Source organism: Flectobacillus roseus (genome assembly GCF_030056595.1).
Lineage (GTDB): Bacteria > Bacteroidota > Bacteroidia > Cytophagales > Spirosomataceae > Flectobacillus > Flectobacillus roseus.
Genome location: NZ_JASHIF010000004.1, coordinates 181,861 through 201,546, shown reverse-complemented (window position 1 = coordinate 201,546; position 19,686 = coordinate 181,861). Strand labels below are relative to the sequence as shown.

Annotated in this window: 17 protein-coding genes; 13 read left to right on the top strand and 4 right to left on the bottom strand. The window is 37.5% G+C overall.

Annotation, left to right across the window (positions count from 1 at the left end; translation table 11 throughout):
• Nucleotides 1-230: 230 nt before the first annotated feature.
• The 3 genes from QM524_RS05600 (at nt 231) to QM524_RS05590 (ending at nt 3,947) form a co-directional block, all read left to right on the top strand.
• The gene (locus QM524_RS05600; protein WP_283343824.1) at nt 231-1,250 is read left to right on the top strand and encodes a glycosyltransferase family 2 protein; all 1,020 of its coding nucleotides are present in this window, start codon (nt 231-233) and stop codon (nt 1,248-1,250) included.
• Between the two features lie 62 nt (nt 1,251-1,312).
• Nucleotides 1,313-1,942 carry a 7-carboxy-7-deazaguanine synthase QueE gene (locus tag QM524_RS05595; RefSeq protein ID WP_283343823.1) on the top strand — a complete coding sequence of 210 codons (630 nt, stop codon included), beginning with the start codon at nt 1,313-1,315 and terminating at the stop codon, nt 1,940-1,942.
• A gap of 79 nt (nt 1,943-2,021) precedes the next feature.
• Nucleotides 2,022-3,947 (top strand): OmpA family protein, encoded by a 1,926-nt coding sequence (locus tag QM524_RS05590; RefSeq protein WP_283343822.1) that lies wholly within the window; start codon nt 2,022-2,024, stop codon nt 3,945-3,947.
• Between the two features lie 378 nt (nt 3,948-4,325).
• On the opposite strand, the gene QM524_RS05585 is transcribed toward QM524_RS05590, so the two are convergent.
• The 4 genes from QM524_RS05585 to QM524_RS05570 form a co-directional block, all read right to left on the bottom strand.
• Entirely contained in the window at nt 4,326-5,057 is a 732-nt protein-coding gene (locus QM524_RS05585; RefSeq protein WP_095161736.1) for a carboxypeptidase-like regulatory domain-containing protein, read from the bottom strand.
• Between the two features lie 334 nt (nt 5,058-5,391).
• Nucleotides 5,392-6,228, bottom strand: a complete 837-nt coding sequence (locus tag QM524_RS05580; RefSeq protein WP_095161738.1) for a phosphatidate cytidylyltransferase — start codon at nt 6,226-6,228, stop codon at nt 5,392-5,394.
• A gap of 161 nt (nt 6,229-6,389) precedes the next feature.
• On the bottom strand, nt 6,390-6,611 hold the full coding sequence (locus QM524_RS05575; RefSeq protein ID WP_141234719.1) for a DUF2007 domain-containing protein: 222 nt from the start codon (nt 6,609-6,611) through the stop codon (nt 6,390-6,392).
• Between the two features lie 28 nt (nt 6,612-6,639).
• A complete protein-coding gene (locus tag QM524_RS05570) occupies nt 6,640-7,569 on the bottom strand; it encodes a CPBP family intramembrane glutamic endopeptidase (protein ID WP_283343821.1) in 930 nt (309 codons plus the stop codon).
• Nucleotides 7,570-7,671: 102 nt separating this feature from the next.
• On the opposite strand from QM524_RS05570, the gene dusB reads away from it, so the two are divergent.
• The 10 genes from dusB to QM524_RS05520 all read left to right on the top strand — a co-directional run bounded on the left by dusB (nt 7,672) and on the right by QM524_RS05520 (nt 19,618).
• Nucleotides 7,672-8,670: a tRNA dihydrouridine synthase DusB gene (gene dusB, locus QM524_RS05565; protein WP_283343820.1), complete on the top strand. Its 999-nt coding sequence runs from the start codon at nt 7,672-7,674 to the stop codon at nt 8,668-8,670.
• Between the two features lie 100 nt (nt 8,671-8,770).
• Entirely contained in the window at nt 8,771-9,328 is a 558-nt protein-coding gene (locus tag QM524_RS05560) for a hypothetical protein (protein ID WP_283343819.1), read from the top strand.
• Nucleotides 9,329-9,514: 186 nt separating this feature from the next.
• Nucleotides 9,515-10,402, top strand: coding sequence for a DMT family transporter (locus QM524_RS05555; RefSeq protein WP_283343818.1), 888 nt, complete (start codon nt 9,515-9,517; stop codon nt 10,400-10,402).
• A 21-nt stretch (nt 10,403-10,423) separates the two neighbouring features.
• Complete coding sequence (locus QM524_RS05550; protein WP_283343817.1) at nt 10,424-10,921, top strand: acetyl-CoA carboxylase biotin carboxyl carrier protein subunit; 498 nt, start codon at nt 10,424-10,426, stop codon at nt 10,919-10,921.
• Between the two features lie 355 nt (nt 10,922-11,276).
• Nucleotides 11,277-11,987 (top strand): UMP kinase, encoded by a 711-nt coding sequence (gene pyrH, locus QM524_RS05545; protein ID WP_095162017.1) that lies wholly within the window; start codon nt 11,277-11,279, stop codon nt 11,985-11,987.
• Nucleotides 11,988-12,101: 114 nt separating this feature from the next.
• Nucleotides 12,102-12,662 (top strand): ribosome recycling factor, encoded by a 561-nt coding sequence (gene frr, locus QM524_RS05540; protein ID WP_095161748.1) that lies wholly within the window; start codon nt 12,102-12,104, stop codon nt 12,660-12,662.
• A 308-nt stretch (nt 12,663-12,970) separates the two neighbouring features.
• Nucleotides 12,971-13,843, top strand: coding sequence for an ABC transporter ATP-binding protein (locus QM524_RS05535; RefSeq protein WP_283343816.1), 873 nt, complete (start codon nt 12,971-12,973; stop codon nt 13,841-13,843).
• A gap of 12 nt (nt 13,844-13,855) precedes the next feature.
• Nucleotides 13,856-17,446 (top strand): M1 family aminopeptidase, encoded by a 3,591-nt coding sequence (locus tag QM524_RS05530; RefSeq protein WP_283343815.1) that lies wholly within the window; start codon nt 13,856-13,858, stop codon nt 17,444-17,446.
• A gap of 313 nt (nt 17,447-17,759) precedes the next feature.
• Nucleotides 17,760-18,473, top strand: a complete 714-nt coding sequence (locus QM524_RS05525; RefSeq protein WP_283343814.1) for a GntR family transcriptional regulator — start codon at nt 17,760-17,762, stop codon at nt 18,471-18,473.
• Between the two features lie 215 nt (nt 18,474-18,688).
• Nucleotides 18,689-19,618 carry a carboxypeptidase-like regulatory domain-containing protein gene (locus QM524_RS05520; protein ID WP_283343813.1) on the top strand — a complete coding sequence of 310 codons (930 nt, stop codon included), beginning with the start codon at nt 18,689-18,691 and terminating at the stop codon, nt 19,616-19,618.
• The last annotated feature ends 68 nt before the right edge of the window (nt 19,619-19,686 follow it).

Sequence of the window (19,686 nt, the reverse complement as noted above, 5' to 3'; positions counted from 1 at the left end):
TATTTTAGATGTATCCATTTTAGTTAATGACTCGGCTAATTACAAAATCCGCATGATAAAATCGGAAGTTATCCGTAAATTTGCGATTCTGGATTGACGACTGTAAAGCACAATTTTTTAAAATATAATTCTTGCTAAATAATTGATTGCGATAGACTATATTTCTTTCCCACTAATAACCTGTAAACAGACTGACACTAATATTATTTTAGTAGAAAGACTTTATTAAAATGAACGTACCCACCATTTCGATAGCACTTTGTACTTATAATGGTAGCAAGTATATCAAAACCCAAATAGAAAGTTTAATTAATCAAACATTAAAACCCAGTGAAATTGTAATTTGTGATGATAATTCGTCGGATAATACGCTTGAAATTATTCGCTCGATAAATGCTCCTTTTCCAATTCGTATTTACGAAAACAAGCCTGCCTTGCGCACTGTCAAAAACTTTGAGAGAGCCGTTTCATTGTGTACTGGTGATTTGATTATGCTATGTGACCAAGACGACTTTTGGGTTCCGACTAAACTGGAGGTGATGGGTAAATACATGCTGGAACATCCTAAAACAAATGTTTTGTTTTCAAACGCTTTATTAGTTGATGAAAATTTAAACAGCTTGGGTAAAAAAATGTGGGAAACCGTCAATTTGGAGGAACATACATTACAGCGTTGGAGAAATGGTCATTCAACAGAAATTTTAATGGCTGGTAACAGAGTGACTGGCTGCACTATGTGTTTTCGTAGAAGCTTTGTTAGTGAGATTGTTCCATTCCCTACTCAAATTGACAAGGATTTTATTCATGACGGTTGGATTGCCATGCTGGCATCAATTACCAATTCAATAGACTTTATCAACGAAGATTTAATTTGGTATCGTCAGCACTCTGCTCAACAAGTGGGAGCTAAAAATGATGAATTTACACACAGAGAAAAGGTTACTTTAAAAAATCGCTTTACGCGTCCTAAAACTGAAAAAGTTGAACCCTTCTTGGAAAAAGCGGTTTTTTATAAGAAGATCATAGATTATATTCTTGAGAATACTACTCATAAAATTGATGAACTAGTGCCCCTTACAAGAGCATTTGAACATTATAACTTAAGAGCAAAATTACCTTTCAGACCACGTTACACGCGTTTTATACCTGCAATACTCAATTATTGTAAAGGGAATTATCACAAATATGGCCACGTAGGCTCTAGTCAAATAGGCATCCTACAAGCGTTGATTGGGGATATTGTTGAGTAATTTTGAGTGTTTATTTTACATTTAATAGCAAACTAATTAATAAACTACTGAGCATAAAAGATATGATAATTATTGATGAAAATATAAAGCAAACTACCCTTCCCGTAATGGAAGCGTTCTATACGCTTCAAGGAGAAGGATATTATCAGGGAAAAGCAGCCTACTTTATTCGATTGGGTGGCTGTGACGTCGGTTGTCACTGGTGTGATGTAAAAGAGTCTTGGGATGTAAATGCGCATCCACAACTAACACTCGATGAAATTGTAGCTGAAGCAGCCAAGCATCCAGGCAAATTGGCAGTAATCACAGGGGGCGAACCGTTGATGCACCATCTGGACGAACTAACTAATGCCCTTCATAATGCAGGTATTCAAACCAATATCGAAACATCTGGGGTGTGCGAGGCTGTGACAGGTTACTGGGATTGGATTTGCTTTTCACCTAAAAAATTCAAAGCTCCTAATCCAGATATTTTCGAAAAAGCCCACGAACTAAAAGTTGTCATTTATCATCCTAGTGATTTTGAATGGGCCGAAGGATATGCGGCAAAAATGTCACCCGAGTGTCTGTTATATCTCCAACCTGAATGGAGCAAATCGGAAACAATTCTTCCCTTGATTATAGAATACATAAAAGACAATCCAAAGTGGAGAATTTCGTTACAAGTTCATAAATTTATGAACATTCCGTAAGGTCAAAGAGAAGAGCCTGTTGGATGAATCATCTGACAGGCTCTTTTACTGTAACATTGTCCTATTACTTGCAAAAACTATGAATACGTTTAGATTTTGGACACTTTTGGGTTGCTTTTTAGGCTTCATAACGAGCGAAGTATTTGCTCAGCAAAATCTTTCTACAACTAATAAAAAGGCCATCAATGCCTATCAGGATGGGCTTCAGGCTTTGCAAGAAAGAAAAATAGATGAAGCTTTTCAACAGTTTGAGGAGGCCGTTGAGCGAGACAACCTTTTTGCCGAGGCTTATTATCAGTTAGGTCGTTTGTACGAACAAAATAGACAGTTTGGCAATGCTATTCTAAATTATGAAAAAAGCTATAATTCCAACCAAGAGGCTGGTGTCGCCAACAGTGCCTTACAATTCTTAGGGAATTTGTATATGCGTAAAGGGGAATATCAAAAAGCCAAAGCTTATCTTGAATTATTACTTCCAAGAATCCCAGCCGCAAATAACCTGACGATTCAACGCATCAAAAGAAGTATAGCTAATGCTGAGTTTGCTTTAAGAGCTGTAGAGCAACCGCTTGATATAAAGCCCATTGCCTTACCTAATACCATCAATGCTTTCGATACACAGTATTTCCCCACACTCACCGCTGACAGAGAAACGTTGATATTCACAGCACAAAACTATAGCAATCGAGACGAAAACTTATACGTTTCGAAGTGGAAAGATCAACAGTGGCAACAAGCTCAAAGCCTCTCAGAACTAATCAATACTTCACAAAATGAAGGAACCGCCAGTGTTGCTGCCGACGGTCGAACTTTGGTATTTACCGCCTGTGGAGGTCGTAATAGCTTGGGAAGTTGTGATTTGTTTGTAAGTTATCGAGAAGGGAATGACTGGAGCAAACCCGTAAATATGGGGCAGGCCGTCAACTCAGGCGAATGGGATTCTCAACCCTCTCTTTCGGCAGATGGACGAACTTTGTACTTTGTATCAGACAGAAGAGGTAGTATCGGGAAAAGGGATATTTGGGTGAGTAAACAAGACTCCACAGGACAATGGCAAAAGGCTCAAAATGTAGGAAATATCATCAACACCACTGAAGACGATTTGTCGCCTTTTATTCATGCCAATGGACAAACCCTATTTTTTAGTTCTGAAGGACATGCAGGGATGGGTGGCTTGGATTTATTTATGTCTCAAAAGCAAGGTATTAACTGGTCTGTACCTCAAAACTTAGGCTATCCTATCAATACCCAAGACGACCAAGTAGCCTTATTTATTACTGCCGACGGACAAAAAGGATATTACTCATTAGAACAAGATACAGGTGAACGATATAAAAAATCTAAGCTCGTAGAAATCACTTTACCCGGCTCATTACAGGCCAAAATACAAGCTACGACGTACCTAAAAGGTATTGTAACCGATGCTAAAACACAACAAAAGCTCTCCGCAGAATTGGAGCTAGTCGCCTTAAATTCTTCTCAACCTGTAGGGAAATTTCTCTCCGATGCTCAAACAGGTCAGTATATTTCGGTATTAAATACTTCGGGCGAATATGCCTTGTTTGTGAATAAACAAGGATATTTTTTCAAAAGCCTTCATTTTGATTTTAGCCAAACTCATGCGTTAGACAAAGTATTAAATATCAGCCTTGAACCTATTCAAAAAGATGCTAAAGAAATTTTAAATAATATCTTCTTTGCAACAAACCAGTGGGACTTACAACCTCAATCTACTACTGAGCTCGACAAACTAGTGGTTTTGCTAAAAAGTAACCCTACGCTTTCGGTCGAAATTTCGGGACATACTGATGATGTAGGTAAAGATGCAGACAATCTTATTTTATCTCAAAAACGAGCCAAAGAAGTGATGAATTATCTGATCAATAAAGGCATTCCAAGTAATAAAATCAAAGCTGAAGGATACGGCGAAACCAAACCATTTGTACCCAATACATCCGACGAAAACAGAAAACTCAATAGAAGGATTGAGGTTAAGTTTTTGTAATGTAGACATTCTCCAACTATACATCAAACATGATTCATCCCTAATTGAGTGAATTGAGATTGAGTGAATGAGTGATTATTTTAAGAAGAAATTCACCAGTAGAGACGCAATGATTGCATCTTAAGCTGAGTCAGATATAGCATATCAAAAAAGCGGTTGGAAATTGTTTTTCCAACCGCTTTTTTGATAATGAAACTATTTAAACATTTTATGACGGATTAATAAATTTACCCGCTAAATGAAATCATGGTCAAGAATCGTATTGTTTATTAAAACGTTGAATGCGTGTTAAACTCATCCCCAAGCAACATTTCTTTATATTGGTGAAATTTCTTCTTAAAATAATCACTCATTCAATCAATCACAATTCACTCAATATTACTGGCCTCCACCAGACTTAATTTCCTTCATAATTTTCTGACGACTTACACCCTCACTTGGCGCATCTTCGTAGGCCTTTTTATAATCATCTTTTTTCAAATCTCCACGTTTGATTGACTGAATAAACTGTGCCCATGCAAATGGATTGGTTAGGGTCATCAAAGGGCTCGAAATAAAGTTACGATTGGCCATACTGTAAGTCATTTGGTCAGAGAAGTTTCTAAAATTACCTGCTCCACTCAAACCAGCTTTTAGCGCCAATACATTCAATTTTGATTGCTCCAAATTCTTCGCTAATGCCTTACGTCCTGCCTGATTATCCAACTGCATTTCTAAAAATGCCTTTTTAAAATCTTCCTCTGTGCTATATGGATATACCCTCACCTCGGCGAGCATTCTCGTTTCTTCAGCCATACGCACATAAGCTTGGTGTGTTTGCTCAATGTCTCTAGGAATGACATAATAGCGCTTTTTATAACCCACATACGAAAACTGAATTGTATCGCCAGGATATACATACAAGGCAAAATTACCTAAGTTATCTGTCAATGTACCTCTTCCTGAATTTGGGTTAAAAACATAGGCACTTGGTAAAAATTCAGAACTACGGTCTGCCACTACTCTTCCCGAAAATATGACACTCTTATCTTGCCCCTGAGCAAAAGTCTTAACAGAAAATCCTGTCAAGAAGAGTGTTAGTATGGTAATATATCTAAATGCTAATCGCATGGTATAATATTTAATTTGAAATTTCAACGGATTGAATACGCAAACTTATACAATTTAAAGGATTAGACCTTGTAGTACTGTATTGGTTTAACAGTTTTTAACGTTTTAGCAAAACTCTGTTTGCTTGATAACACTAAAATAACAGATTAAGTGACAAAAGTAAAGACCAATGTTTAGATCTAAGTTCAATCTAATCTCAATAGGATTCAATCTTTTACATAAATCCTCTTTTATCACAAATACCAAGAAATCATTATGACTCACCCCTATAAAAGTAAAAGCGCCAATGTTTCATAAAGAAGAACATTGGCGCTTTTTATATTGTTTTTAGCAATTAAAACATTTTCAAAAAGGTAATGATAAATGGTACTGACAATAACAAACCGTCAAATCTATCCAAAAATCCTCCATGACCTGGAATGGTTGAAGCTGAATCTTTGATTTTAATACTTCTTTTGAAAAGCGATTCTACCAAGTCGCCATACGTACCAGCCACCACAATAATAGCACCGCATACATACCATTGCCAATCCTCTAAATCATCGAAATATTGAGTTAGAACAAAGGAAACCAACATAGCGGCAACAAAACCACCGATACTTCCCTCCCATGATTTTTTAGGTGAAACTCTTTCGAACAATTTTGTTTTACCAAATTTTGTACCTGCAAAATACGCCCCTGTATCACTAGCCCAAAGCAAGAACAAACAGCCTAAAGGACGTTGCCAGCTAAATCTGAAATCGGGTGTTAAGAACGCCAAAATGATAATCAGAGCAAACGGCAAAGCCACATAAATTACCCCTAAAAATGTGTAAGCGATATTCTTAAATGGCTTTTCATCTTCTGACTTGTAAAGCTTTATAAAAAATATCAAAGCCATAAGTGGAGACAACACATAATAATCTTCGTAAGGAATAATGCCCTTCTCAATCAAAAACGTAACTGTGACTAAAATAAACCCACAAAAAGTACCATAATACGTTAATGGCTCGTTGCCATCCAAACCAAGCAATTTATAAAATTCTAATTGTGCCAATACCGAAATCAAAGCAAATAAGACATAGAAAGTCCAATCGCTATAAATGATACAAAACAATAAAAATGGAATTGCAATAACCGCAGCAATCACACGTTGCTGAAGATTGGACATACCCTGTAATTTTTCCTTCATCCTTTTTTTAATAAATTTAAAAATTTCATTTAGAATAGCCTTTAAGTATTAGTGCTGAATTGTGAGTGATGAATTATGGATGTAGTTTGTTGATTACAAACACCTTTTTTCTCCAATTTAATTTTGCATGAATACTCAAATAATTATATGAATTAAACTTTTTATTGCAGCGAATCCTGAAAACCGCCTTCATTTTCTAATAAAAACCTCGCCAAGGTAGCACGACTAGCTGGCACATACAGTTCACATACACCCAATAGATACGAACTATCTCTTTTGTTAATCACAACTGCTTCTATCTGATGTTCTTCGACTAAATAGGCTTTTGCCAAATCTGTTTTAAAAGGACTATCAGACACATATATCTTCTGCCAATCGTTCATTATTTCAAATTTCTGATTTATGGACTCACTATTCAATTTTCAGTGCGGTATCTTGATAAATTATTCTAAAAATTACCACCGATAACAAGGCCGAAGGCAAGGCTATCGTCAAAGGTACAGAATCTGTTTCTACTATATTTACTTCCAAAACGCCAATTTTATACAAATAGCTCATTAGAATTGTAAAACCGTTGTTCACAAAATGTGCCCAAATAGGCAAGCTCAAACTTCCTGACCAATAGTACAAATATCCGAACATAGCACCAAGTAGCATGCGAGGGATTAATCCGTAAAACTGAAAATGGATAAAACTAAACCAAAATGCAGCTACACAAATAGCCAAATGAGGGTTATTCCACTTTTTCAATAAGATATTTTGTAAAACTCCTCTAAACAGTAACTCTTCACTAATAGCGGCCGTTCCTGCCACTACCACAAGGGCTACTACAAACTGAGGAAACGACTTAAAGTCAGTAAAATACAAAGTAATTTTCTTGGCAGCCTCCTCGCTTTCCTGCATCCACTGCTCTAATCCTTTCAGAGCGCTAGGCAACTGAATTGACTTATTCCACTCTATAAACAACGAGTCGAATGGCATAAAACCTATAACTAATATGAGCACCAAAACCCAGACCAACGCCGTAGGCTGGCGAAGGCTCCACTGATTGATTTCCTTATTTTCGACGTATTTCCAAAAAACCAAGGCAGAAAGAATGAATGGAATAGGCGTACTAAGTGCTTGTAGGAGCATCATAGCATACCATGCATCTGGATAACGATCTGGATTTGCCTGAAAAGTAGCGAATTGCGCCATCGGCACACCAGTCATATTGGAGAAAACAGCTAGCCCAATTGCCGAACCAACCGCCAGAAAAACAAGGGTTAATCCAAACAAAATCAAAACTTTAGCGAAAAGGGGTCTGTCAGTTTGTGACGAAAAAGTATCAAATTGTGCCATATTGGTTGTAAATTTACAGCAAAATTGTGAGTTTGATAATTCTAAAAGACTGTTTGTTATAGGAATTTACCAAAACCTAGCACATACAGACAAGAATTGAATATGGCAAAGATAAGAAATATAGATTTAGGCGAGTTTCCACTTTTGCTTGCCCCGATGGAAGACGTATCCGACCCTCCCTTCAGAGCGGTTTGCAAAGCCAACGGAGCCGACCTAATGTACACTGAATTTATTTCCTCAGAGGGCTTGATTCGTGATGCTGCAAAGTCAGTACAAAAATTGGATATTTTTGAGTACGAACGCCCAATCGGGATTCAACTTTTTGGCTCGGATATTGAAACCATGAGGGCTTGTGGTGAAATTGCGACCAAAGCAGGTCCCGATTTGATTGACATTAACTACGGATGTCCTGTAAAACAAGTGGCTTGTAAAGGTGCTGGTGCTGCATTGCTTCAAGATATTCCTAAAATGGTAGCAATGACCAAGGCTGTGGTAGAGTCAACGCACCTTCCTGTAACCGTAAAAACACGTTTGGGCTGGGATGAGTCAACCAAGAATATTCAAGAAGTAGCCGAAAGACTACAAGATATTGGTATAGAAGCCTTGACAATTCATGGGCGTACACGTGTACAAATGTACAAAGGAGAGGCAGATTGGACTTTGATCGGAAAAATCAAAGAGAATCCTCGTATCAAGATTCCAATCTTTGGAAATGGGGATATTGATTCTCCCGAAAAAGCCTTAGAATATAAAAATCGTTACGGTGTCGACGGCATCATGATAGGCCGTGCCTCTATTGGATATCCTTGGATTTTCAACGAAGTCAAGCATTTCTTAAAAACAGGCGAGCATCTAGCGCCACCAACTATTCAAGACCGCATAGATGTCTGTAAACACCACCTTGATTTCAGTATCCGCTGGAAAGGCAACCATGTCGGTATTGTTGAGATGCGGCGTCATTATGCCAATTACTTTAAAGGTATACCACATTTCAAAGAATTTAGAATGCGTCTTGTAACTGCTTTTAGTTATGACGAAATCTTAGAAATATTAGCCAATGTACAAGCATTTTATAATCAAGGAGAGCTTGTTGCTGAGTAATTCGGTATAGTTTTTGACTACAATGTTACTTTAGGGCGTATGAACTCAAGGCTCATACGCTCTGTAACCCAGAATCCATCCTAAGTAGAAATTTTAAGCTGTGAAAAGGCTAATACTATCAACCCTTATTCTTATAGGGCTGAGCCATATAATTGAGGCACAAAAACTACACCCGATTTATCTTTATTTTGCCCATGGCTCCGATCTAAACAGGGATAAATCTACTCGCATTCTCGAAAATAGTCCGCAACTCTTTTGTATCGGACTCGAAAAGCGTATAACCAAAAGTCCGTACTATGGATTAGGTGTTCAGTATGTTCAATTTACCTCAGAATTTACCGATTTTAAGCAATTTAGTTTCAGAGGCTACCAGCATTTTGGAGAACTAACCAATTCTGATGAGGCCAATATTGATCCATATTTTGGAGCAATGTTAGGTGGCGATTATTATCAAAAACAATTTGCTCCTACTGTTGGTATTCTTTTGGGTATCAGAGTAATGGTACGTTCATTTGTGGGAGTTCACTTCGAAATTGGCACGTCTTCTTCTTCACACAATAGTGGAACAATCTTTCAAATGGGTATTACGAGTTGTTTTAAAAGCGGTATAAAACTTCCCACTCGCACTCGAAAAGGCACAGATTGCCCTAGATTCTAATGCAGTAGTACTTACTTTTAGGTACACACAGCTTCTATATTTTTGATTTCATTCCTTGTATTTCTTTCTTTTTCAAATTTCGGAAACTCTAATTCAATTTTTAGTTGTTAAAAAAGCATTAACTTGTTATTGCTAATTGTTTTGCTGTACGATGTATGGTCAAAGCTTCATTCAACATTATTTCTTATGAGCAACACTACTACCAAATCCACTTCTGTCATTGCTTGGTTTTTATTAATATTATTAGCCTTAGTTTGGGGAAGCTCTTTTATTCTTGTCAAAAAAAGTCTTCATGTATTCCAAGCGTCACAAGTAGGTTCACTTCGCATCTTCGCAGCATTTTGCTTTTTTGTCCCTATTTTTTTGTATAATCTCAAAAAAATCCCCTTCAAGGATTGGTATAAATTTCTGATTGTAGGATGTTTAGGAAATCTCTTTCCTGCTTTTCTTTTCTCTTTGGCAGGGACAAAACTAGATAGCGCTATTTCGGGAGCTTTGAACTCAACAACACCTCTTTTTACCTTGGTGATTGGTGGATTATTTTTCAAAAATCGTATTAGCAAACGACAATTCTACGGTATTCTTCTTGGTTTTGTGGGTGCTTTAATGTTGGTTTTGGCAGGAAAAGAAAAAATCTCCATCAACCTGTATGCGTTATTGGTTATTCTGGCAACTCTTTTGTATGGCATCAACCTACAGTTTACCAAAAAATATCTTACCAATATCGGTCTTGACTCTTTGGTAATTACGAGTTGCATTTTTATGACCATTGGACCAGTATCGGGTGTAGTTTTATTTAGTTCAGACTTTGTAGAAAGGCTCTCTATGGAGGGTGCATTGCCAGCTTTGGGTTATGGAGTCTTGCTTGGGGTAATGGGTTCTGCCATTGCAATGGTGTTGTTTAATAGACTGATTCAGATGACTTCAGCCGTTTTGGCGAGTTCAGTTACCTATCTCATTCCAATTGTTGCGATGATATGGGGCGCACTCGACCACGAAGCTATACTTATTGAGCACTATTTAGGTATGTCAATTATTTTAGTTGGTGTATATTTGGTCAATAAAAGTTCGTAACAAAACAAAATTAAAGGAGCCATGTTAAAAGCAAGTGTAAATAATAAGACTTACGATATTCAACAAAATGCTACAGAAACTATCCTTAATGGAGAACCTTTTGGCTGGGATTTTGCCAAGACACAGGACGGAAATTTCAGTATTTTGTACAATAACCGTTCGTTCAATGCCGAGGTAATCGAGGCAGATTACGCTAGTAAGAGTTTTGTCTTAAAAATTAATAACTCGGTTTATACGGTTGGCGTAAAAGACCGTTTTGATATTTTGCTTGATCAATTGGGTATGAGCAATGCAGCCTCTTCAAAAGTAAATGACCTCAAAGCACCAATGCCAGGCTTGGTTGTTGATGTTAAAGTTTCGGTTGGGGATACTGTAAAAAAAGGAGATACCCTACTTATTTTGGAAGCCATGAAAATGGAAAATGTCCTAAAAGCTACAGGCGATGGCAAGGTAAAAGCCATCAAAGTAGCCGCACGTGAAAATGTAGAGAAAAATCAAGTAATGATTGAATTTGAATAAAATCATCCGTAAAAAACCTAGATTCAACCATTTACTAACACTTTTGATAAATACTCAATAGCCCAATTACATATTTTGCGTAATTGGGCTATTTTTGTGTGCATGCGAGATCGCAAATCGCTAAGCTATCAGATAATAGACCATACATAAAAAGGAGTTATTAGTATATCAGTTATTGGATGGCATTCATAATCATAAAGATACCATCATAGTATACCACAGATATACGGTTAATTTGCACTTTCCTGTTACCGATTATGGTGTAGGAGGAAGATAAAAATCACCTAACTTCAAATCAGGGCTATTCCAAACTAAAAAACTTTGTTTATCTTTGCGACCGAAAAAAAAAATTCTCATGGACAAACCCAAGTACAAAAGAATTCTTCTTAAGCTCTCAGGTGAAGCCCTCAGTTCAGATGGCGAAGTTCTCGAACCTTCAATTTTGGAGCAATATGCCCAAGAAATCAAGAAAATACACGATTTAGGTGTCGAAGTTGCCATTGTAATCGGTGGCGGTAATATCTTCCGTGGCGCAAGTGCTGCCAAAGTGGGTATCGACCGTGTACAAGGTGATTACATGGGTATGTTGGCTACAGTAATCAACGGTATGGCTATTCAGGCTTCTTTGGAGAAGCATGGCATGTTTACCCGTTTGATGACTGCTGTCAAAATCGAAGCTGTTTGCGAACCTATGATTCGTCGTCGTGCTATTCGTCACCTAGAAAAAGGAAGAATTATTATTCTCAGTGCCGGAACTGGTAACCCTTATTTTACAACTGACTCTGCGGCAGCACTCCGTGCTATCGAAATCGAAGCTGATGTTGTACTAAAAGGAACACGTGTAGATGGTGTATATACTGCTGATCCAGAAAAAGACCCTACAGCTACACGTTATTCACAGCTTTCATTTGCTGAGGCTTTAGGTAAAGGTCTAAAAATTATGGACGCAACAGCGTTTACGCTTTGCCAAGAAAATAAACTCCCTATTATCGTATTCGATATGAACAAACCAGACAACCTTACTAGGCTTGTTCAAGGTGAAGATGTAGGAACTTTTATTAGCTAATAAATAACCTTCAAACATCGGATAGTCCAAAGTAGTTTTACCTTGGGGCTGTCCGATTTTTTTTGAAAGTCTCTAGCGAACTATTTGAATTTCACAACCCACTCATTACAACAAATGGAAGAAATAGAATTTTATCTTGATGCTGCCAAAGAAACAATGGATGGCGCTATGAAGCACCTAACTATTGAGCTAGCCAAGATTCGTGCAGGAAAGGCAACTCCCGCTATGCTCGACGGGATTCAGGTGGAATACTATGGTATGATGACACCGCTAACGGGTGCTGCCTCAATTGCAACGCCTGACGCTCGTACAATCGTAGTGAAGCCTTTTGAGAAAAAAATGATTGCAGAAATTGAAAAGGCTATCCGTAACTCAAATATTGGTCTTTCTCCTATGAACGATGGCGAAGTTATTCGCTTAAACTTGCCACCAATGACTGAGGAAAGACGTAAAGAATTGGTAAAAAAGGCAAAAACTGAAATCGAAACAGCTAAAGTTAACGTAAGAAAAGTTCGTCAAGACGCGAACGATTCTATCCGTAAATTGAAAAATGATGGGGTCTCTGAGGATGCTATCAAAGCTGGTGAAGAACGTGTACAAAAGCTGACAGACAACTATATCACTAAAGTGGAAGCTGTTTTTGTAGAAAAAGAAAAAGATATTATGTCGGTATAATAGTGATGTTTTGAAACTTTTTCAAGGTATCCTATCCGTGATTATAAGACCGTTTGCACATCGTTAGAATGTTCGAACACTAAAAACCTCCTCGTTATTTTGTATGTCTAGGCATATAAAAAACAGGAGGTTTTTTTATGGGTAATTTGTAACAACGTAAACTCTTTTCTACAGTAGCTCCTACCCCTTAACCTTGAAATTCTATTGAAGATCTGTTCTTGCCTTTCAACCGATCATGTTTTTTCTCATGACATTCTTATACATTTTTATTATCTTACCTTAAATCTTTTTTTCAAAAATTGAACTCTATGCAATTAACTATCTCTAATCTCAACAAAACCTACTCGAATGGTGTACATGCCATAAATAATGTTAATCTAACCATCAATCAGGGTATGTTTGGTTTGCTAGGTCCTAATGGCGCTGGCAAATCTTCCCTCATGCGAACCATTGCCACCTTACAAGAAGCCGATGCTGGCAGTATCATGTTGGGAGATATTAATGTTCTTACCCAAAAAGATGAGGTGCGTAAAACTTTAGGATACTTGCCTCAAGAATTTGGTGTTTATCCCAAAATCGACGCGCTCACTTTACTCGACCATCTTGCGGTATTGAAAGGTATCACCAACAAGTCCGAACGTAAAGAATTAGTAGAATCCCTATTACAAAAAACTAACCTTTGGGAAGCCCGTACAAAAAATCTAGGAGGCTATTCAGGAGGGATGAAACAGCGTTTCGGTATAGCTCAAGCCCTTATTGCAAGCCCTAAACTTATTATTGTAGACGAACCAACGGCTGGTCTTGACCCTGCCGAACGCAACCGTTTTTTGAATTTACTATCTGAATTAGGCGAAAATACCATTGTCATTTTATCAACCCACATTGTTGAGGATGTCAAAGAATTATGTTCTGATATGGCGATTATCAACCGCGGACAAGTTTTGTATAAAGGAAATCCCTTTGATGCCATGGCACAATTGGAGGGCAAAGTATGGCAAAAACGTATTACAAAAGCCGAGTTAAGTACTTATAAAGAGCATTTTACGGTCATTTCTGATCGTTTAATTGCTGGTACTCCTGTTATCAATGTGCTGGCAGATACTCAGCCAGAAGCTGGTTTTGTAGCGGTAAATCCAGATTTGGAAGACGTATATTTCGGAAAAATATTTGCCAACGCCTAACTCATTCAAACTATGCTTTTAGAATTTATTAGATTCGAAATTAACTATCGTAAGCGAAGACCTGCGACTTGGATATACTTTTTATTACTCTTTGTGACTGCTATTTTGTTTGTTACTACAGAGCTAAAAGACATTGTAACCCGAAGTGAGCAAATCAAAGAAAATGCACCCTTCATCATCGCTTTTTTACAAGGAATTGTCTCCTATTTTTTCTGCATGATTACCTCCGCAGTCATGGGCGTAGCAGTTTTGAGAGATTTTGAGTACAATACCGAGGCATTGATGTTTAGCAACCCCATCAAAAAGTTTGACTATCTGATTGGGCGTTTTATTGGCTCATTTTTGGTATTACTCTTTATTTTTTCTGGTTTTTGGATAGGCTTAGCTATTGGGGATTTTTTACCAAACCGCAAAGCTGAAAACCTGCTTCCCTTTAATTTACTGCATTTCATTCAGCCATTTTTTATTCTGGTAATACCTAATTTACTTTTCACAGGAGCATTATTTTTTGCAGCAGGGGCACTCACTCGCAAATCTGTGATGATTTACACACAGGGGATTATTTTGTTTGTGGTATATAATATTGCCCAACAATTACTCTTTAAAATAGACAACCGTGAATTAGCTAGTTATATCGACCCTTTTGGGATTACAAGTCTCAATACCACCATTCGCTATTGGTCACCTGCCGAACGTAATATGTGGATGATTCCACTTTCGGGGACATTCCTTTACAATCGACTCATTGTTACAGGCTTAGGGCTGATTATTTTAGCTATCACTTACTGGAGTTTTAGTTTCAATGTGGTAAAGAGTTCGCTCTTTAAACCTAAAAAGTCCAAGAAGCAGGAAGAAGTACGCATCAAACCAGAAAATGTTGTTATTCCACAAGTTCAACAATTACTTAATAACAATACCTATTTACGTCAGTTTGGGAGCTTGACAACCTTTTATTACCGAACAATTTTTAAGGAAGTCCCATTTTTGACTATCATCATTTCGGGTTTTGCCTTGTTCATTGCAACAGTCGGTAATACCCAGAGTTGGTTTGGTGTTGGTACCCTACCTACCACTGCCAATATGCTTGGAGCTTTAGGTATTCTAGAGTTTTTCTATTTGGCTATTGCGGTTACGTATGCTGGCGAGCTGGTATGGAAAGAGCGTACTGTCAAATTCAACCTGATTTTTGATTCGATGCCCATCCCTGATTTTATCGGGATTTTCAGCAAATTTTTATCGCTGGTGTTGGTATTCTGTACGCTATTTATCTTTTTTATTGGGCTGAGTGTACTAGCACAGGCAGTACAAGGTTACTATGATTTTCAGTTATCTGTTTATTTCGGAACATTGTTTTCTTCTACCCTTGTCACCATTATTGAATTTTTACTTTTCTTCTTTTTTATTCAGGTAATAGTCAATGATAAATTTTTGGGTATTGCTATCTCAGTAGGTTTTCTGGTCCTTACGGCAGTACTTTCTCTGATGGGAGTCGAACATCCTCTTTTACAATTTGGAGGACAAAGTTTGGGGCAATACTCTGATATGAATATTTACGGGCATTTTGTAACACCATTTTCATGGATGAGTTCTTACTGGCTTGCCTTTGTTATGATTCTATTTATTGGTGCAACGATTCTCTCAGTACGAGGTGCCGACGAATTGCTCGCAACTCGTATGGCCGCTAGCAATCATCGTTTTAGTAGGCCTTTGCTTATGGTTGCAATTCTTACCACGATAGTTTTGGTGGGCGCTGGTGGGTATATTTTTTATAATACCAATTTCTTGGAAACCTATCGTTCTTCAAAAAATGAGAAAAAACTACGAGCAGATTTTGAGAAAACCTTAAAAAAATATGAGAATGCGCCACAGCCCAAAATCGTAGAGTCAAACCTCAAAGTAGAATTATATCCTTCGAAAAGAAAAATGGAAACTGAAGGTTTTTACTATTTGAAGAATAAAACCCAAAAACCTATTCAGGATATCTATATTTCGTTTACAGCCGACGTAAATGTTGAAAAACTGACATTCAACCAACCTTTTACAAAGCAAAAAGAATGGAAAGATTTTCAGTTTACGATTTATCATTTGCAAAAAGCCCTTGCCCCACAAGATTCTGTTAAGATGGACTTTAAATTGGCTGTTGGTGCCAAAAGTTTTTTATCAAGTGTTACGGGTACGAATATTGTGTATAATGGTACTTTTTTCAACAATAGCTCCTATTTCCCTCAGCTTGGATACATTGAAGATGCCGAACTCAGCGATAAGGACGACCGTGAAGATAATGGTCTAAAGCCCAAGGAAGACCGCTTACCCAATCAGAATGACCCACATGGTTTATCGAGCAATCTATTCGGCGATGATGCTGATCTAATTAGGTTTGCGATGACCATTGGTACAGAATCTGACCAAATTGCCATTGCGCCAGGCTACCTCCAAAAATCGTGGAATGCTAACAACCGTCGCTATTTTAGTTATAGCATGGATCAACCTATGGCCAATTTTTACTCGATAGTTTCGGCCAGATATGAGGTTAAACGTGAAAAATGGAATGGTATCAATCTGGAGATTTACTATCACAAAGGACACGATAGAAATCTTGATAGAATCATGAATGGCATGAAAAAGGCATTGGGATATTATTCAAAAAACTTCAGCCCATTTCAATACAAACAAATGCGCATCATGGAGTTTCCGAGATATGCATCCTTTGCGCAGTCTTTTGCCAATACGGTTCCGTTTTCTGAAAGTATGGGATTTGTGATGGATATACAAAAAGACGACCCAGATATTCCGTTTTATGTAACCGCTCACGAACTAGGACATCAATGGTGGGGGCATCAGGTAATCGAAGCCAATGTAAAAGGTAATGGTATGCTTTCAGAATCTTTGTCGGAATACTCAGCCTTGATGGTACTCAAAAATCACGTATCAACCGAGGTAATGCAAAAGTTCATGAAGTATAATTTGGATGAATACCTTTACGGTCGTGCCACCGAGCGCAAGAAGGAACAACCATTGTATTTATGTGAAAATCAACAATATATCCATTACAACAAAGGCTCTGTGTGCTTGTATGCTTTACAAGATTATATCGGTGAAGAGAAGGTAAATCAAGCCTTGTCGGAATATGCCAAAGACTGGAAATATGCGGGCCCAGATAATCCCAAAAAGCGCTATCCAACAACCTTAGATTTGTTATCGTATCTCAAAAAGGCAACACCAGATTCCTTGAAATATCTGATTACTGACCTTTTTGAAACAATCACTTTATACGAAAACAAAACAGACATTGCCACCGCTAAAAAGCTCAAGAATAACACTTACGAGATTACTTTAAAAATCTCTACAGAAAAAAGCCGTGCAGATAAGTCTGGAAATCAGAAAGTAATTAGCATGAATGACTGGATTGATGTGGGCGTTTATGGAAAAGATGCAGCAGGAAATGATAAATTAATATACCTGAAAAAACATCGTTTCAATAAAAAGGAGCAAACGCTCAAACTTACAGTCAAAGAAGAGCCTCTCAAGGCTGGTATAGACCCTATTCATAAGCTAATCGATAAGCATATCATCGATAATGTCAAAAAGGTTTCGATTGAGTAAGGAGATGATTAGTCTGTAGTTTTATTACTGGACAAAACGGGTAAGTTTGGTAAGCGGATTTAGACTGCTTAGTCCTTTAATCAGTTTAAAACTGGTTAAAGGACTAAGTCCAAGACAAAGTCTTGAACTAGGAACGCCCATTTTGTCCAGTAATCAACTATTGAATACTAATTTTTATCATAAACATTTTTACAAAAACCTATCTATCAACACATTACAAAACACAATATCATCAAATTAGAGAAACCTTTTCTGAAGAGTGCAGAAGTCTTGCTGAAGAATTGTATTTTTGCACCCTAATTCCTCAAAGCGTATGCAAATTCCACAATATCGACAACTATACGAGAGCCTTCGACATCAGATTATTTCGGGTATTTATCAGCAAGATGATTTGTTACCATCCGAAAATCAGTTAGCCGATTTGCATCAAATCACTCGTATGACTGTTCGACAAGCCCTCAACGAGCTTGTGAAGGATGGCTATATCCGCAAGCAAAAGGGAAAAGGAAGTTTTGTGAATCTTCGACGCAAAACGGTGGGATTATTGGCTTTTAGAGACCCCAAGCAACTCAATACCAACGAAGAAGTAGCCCTACAATCTAAAATCATCGGTAGACCGTCCATTCAAGCGTGGGATCCCGCTTTTTTCTTTCCGATTTCAGAAGCAGAACGACAAGCAGGCTGTATCGTTGCGATGAACCTACACCATTCGCAAACTACACCCGTGATGTTTGAGTACTATTATTTGCCCAATATCAATTTACCAGGTTTTATCATGACACCCTTTGTCAATGATTCTATTATGGAATCATTGCGTGTGAATTATCACGTGGAAGCCTCAGGTGTCGAGCAAGAAGTATCCTGTGTATTGGCAAAAGCACAAGAGGCACAATTCTTGAAAGTCAGTGTGGGTAGCCCACTCGTATATGTATGGCGCCGATACACCACCAACCGCATTGGATATTATTTCTACAGCGTTTCTTTCTGCAATACACAGCAGTATTCGTTGAGTAGTTTGATAGTGTAAGCAATTGTGAGTGCAGAGTTAAGAATTGAGGATTAGAACTTTACTGTCTATTTCGGATATCGGATGTTGGATTTCGGAAGTGTAAGCTTTTATTTTTTGCAAAAAATAGAGGTATTTTACTTTATTTCCGAAATCAGAAATCCCATTTATAAAATCAAAATACCTGTTTTTAGTAATTATTTTAGTTTCTATGTTTTACCTGTTATACTAACTCCATGTTTTCAAAACGTCATTTACTCCTTATTACACTTACCCTTTTAAGTTATCCTATTCATGCACAAGTTATAAAAGGGAAAGTCGTTGATTCTAAAACCAACCTTGGTATTTCTTTTGCCAATGTCTACAATCCAAACACCAATGTAGGCATTCACACCGATGAAGAAGGGCTCTTTTATTGGTCTATTCAGAAACAAAATGACTCGGTGGCGGTGTCTTGTGTAGGTTATAAAACAAAAATCCTTTCTTCTAAAAACTTCAAAAAGGACACTACTAATCTTATTTTTCTGGAAGAACTCAATATCGAGTTGGGTGAAATAACCTTTAAAGCAAAAAAGGCCAAGAAAGGACATGATGTAGAATTAGGCTATTACCATACCAAACCACATGGACATTCAAAATGGAGACCAGGTGGCATGTCAAAGTTAGAAATGTACGTGGTGCATATACCCAATAACGAGGGAATCGATGGTTTCTTAAAAAATGTACAGTATGATATTGATGGGTTTAGGAACCTTACTGAGAGACCGAAAGCTCGAATTAGAGTCCAGAAAGTTGATCCCATTACAGGTCTTCCTTCAATAGACCTACTCACTGAAAATCTGATGATCAATTTCTCTAGATTTTCAAATAATCTAGAAATAGATATTAGTAAATATCAAATTCCATTTTCAAAGGAAGGCGTTTTTGTGGGACTTGAAATATTTTGTCATTCGGAGTGGCGATTGGACAAAAATAATGTATCACAAGAGAAATCGAATTGTCCCTATATTCCTAGCACAAGGATAGATTATGAAAAAGATTCAGGCAAAAGTTATTACTGGACTTTTCACAGCGGCAAATGGAAGTGGGTTTGTATCACCGATGGGTCTGTATTTCAAAAAGGTCTTATGTATAAATTCGGAGTTACCGTTACAGCTTTTGAATAGATTTTACTTTTAGGGTGCGACTAAAGTCGCCCCCTAAAAGTAAGCGCATATTTATCCTTTCTTAATCT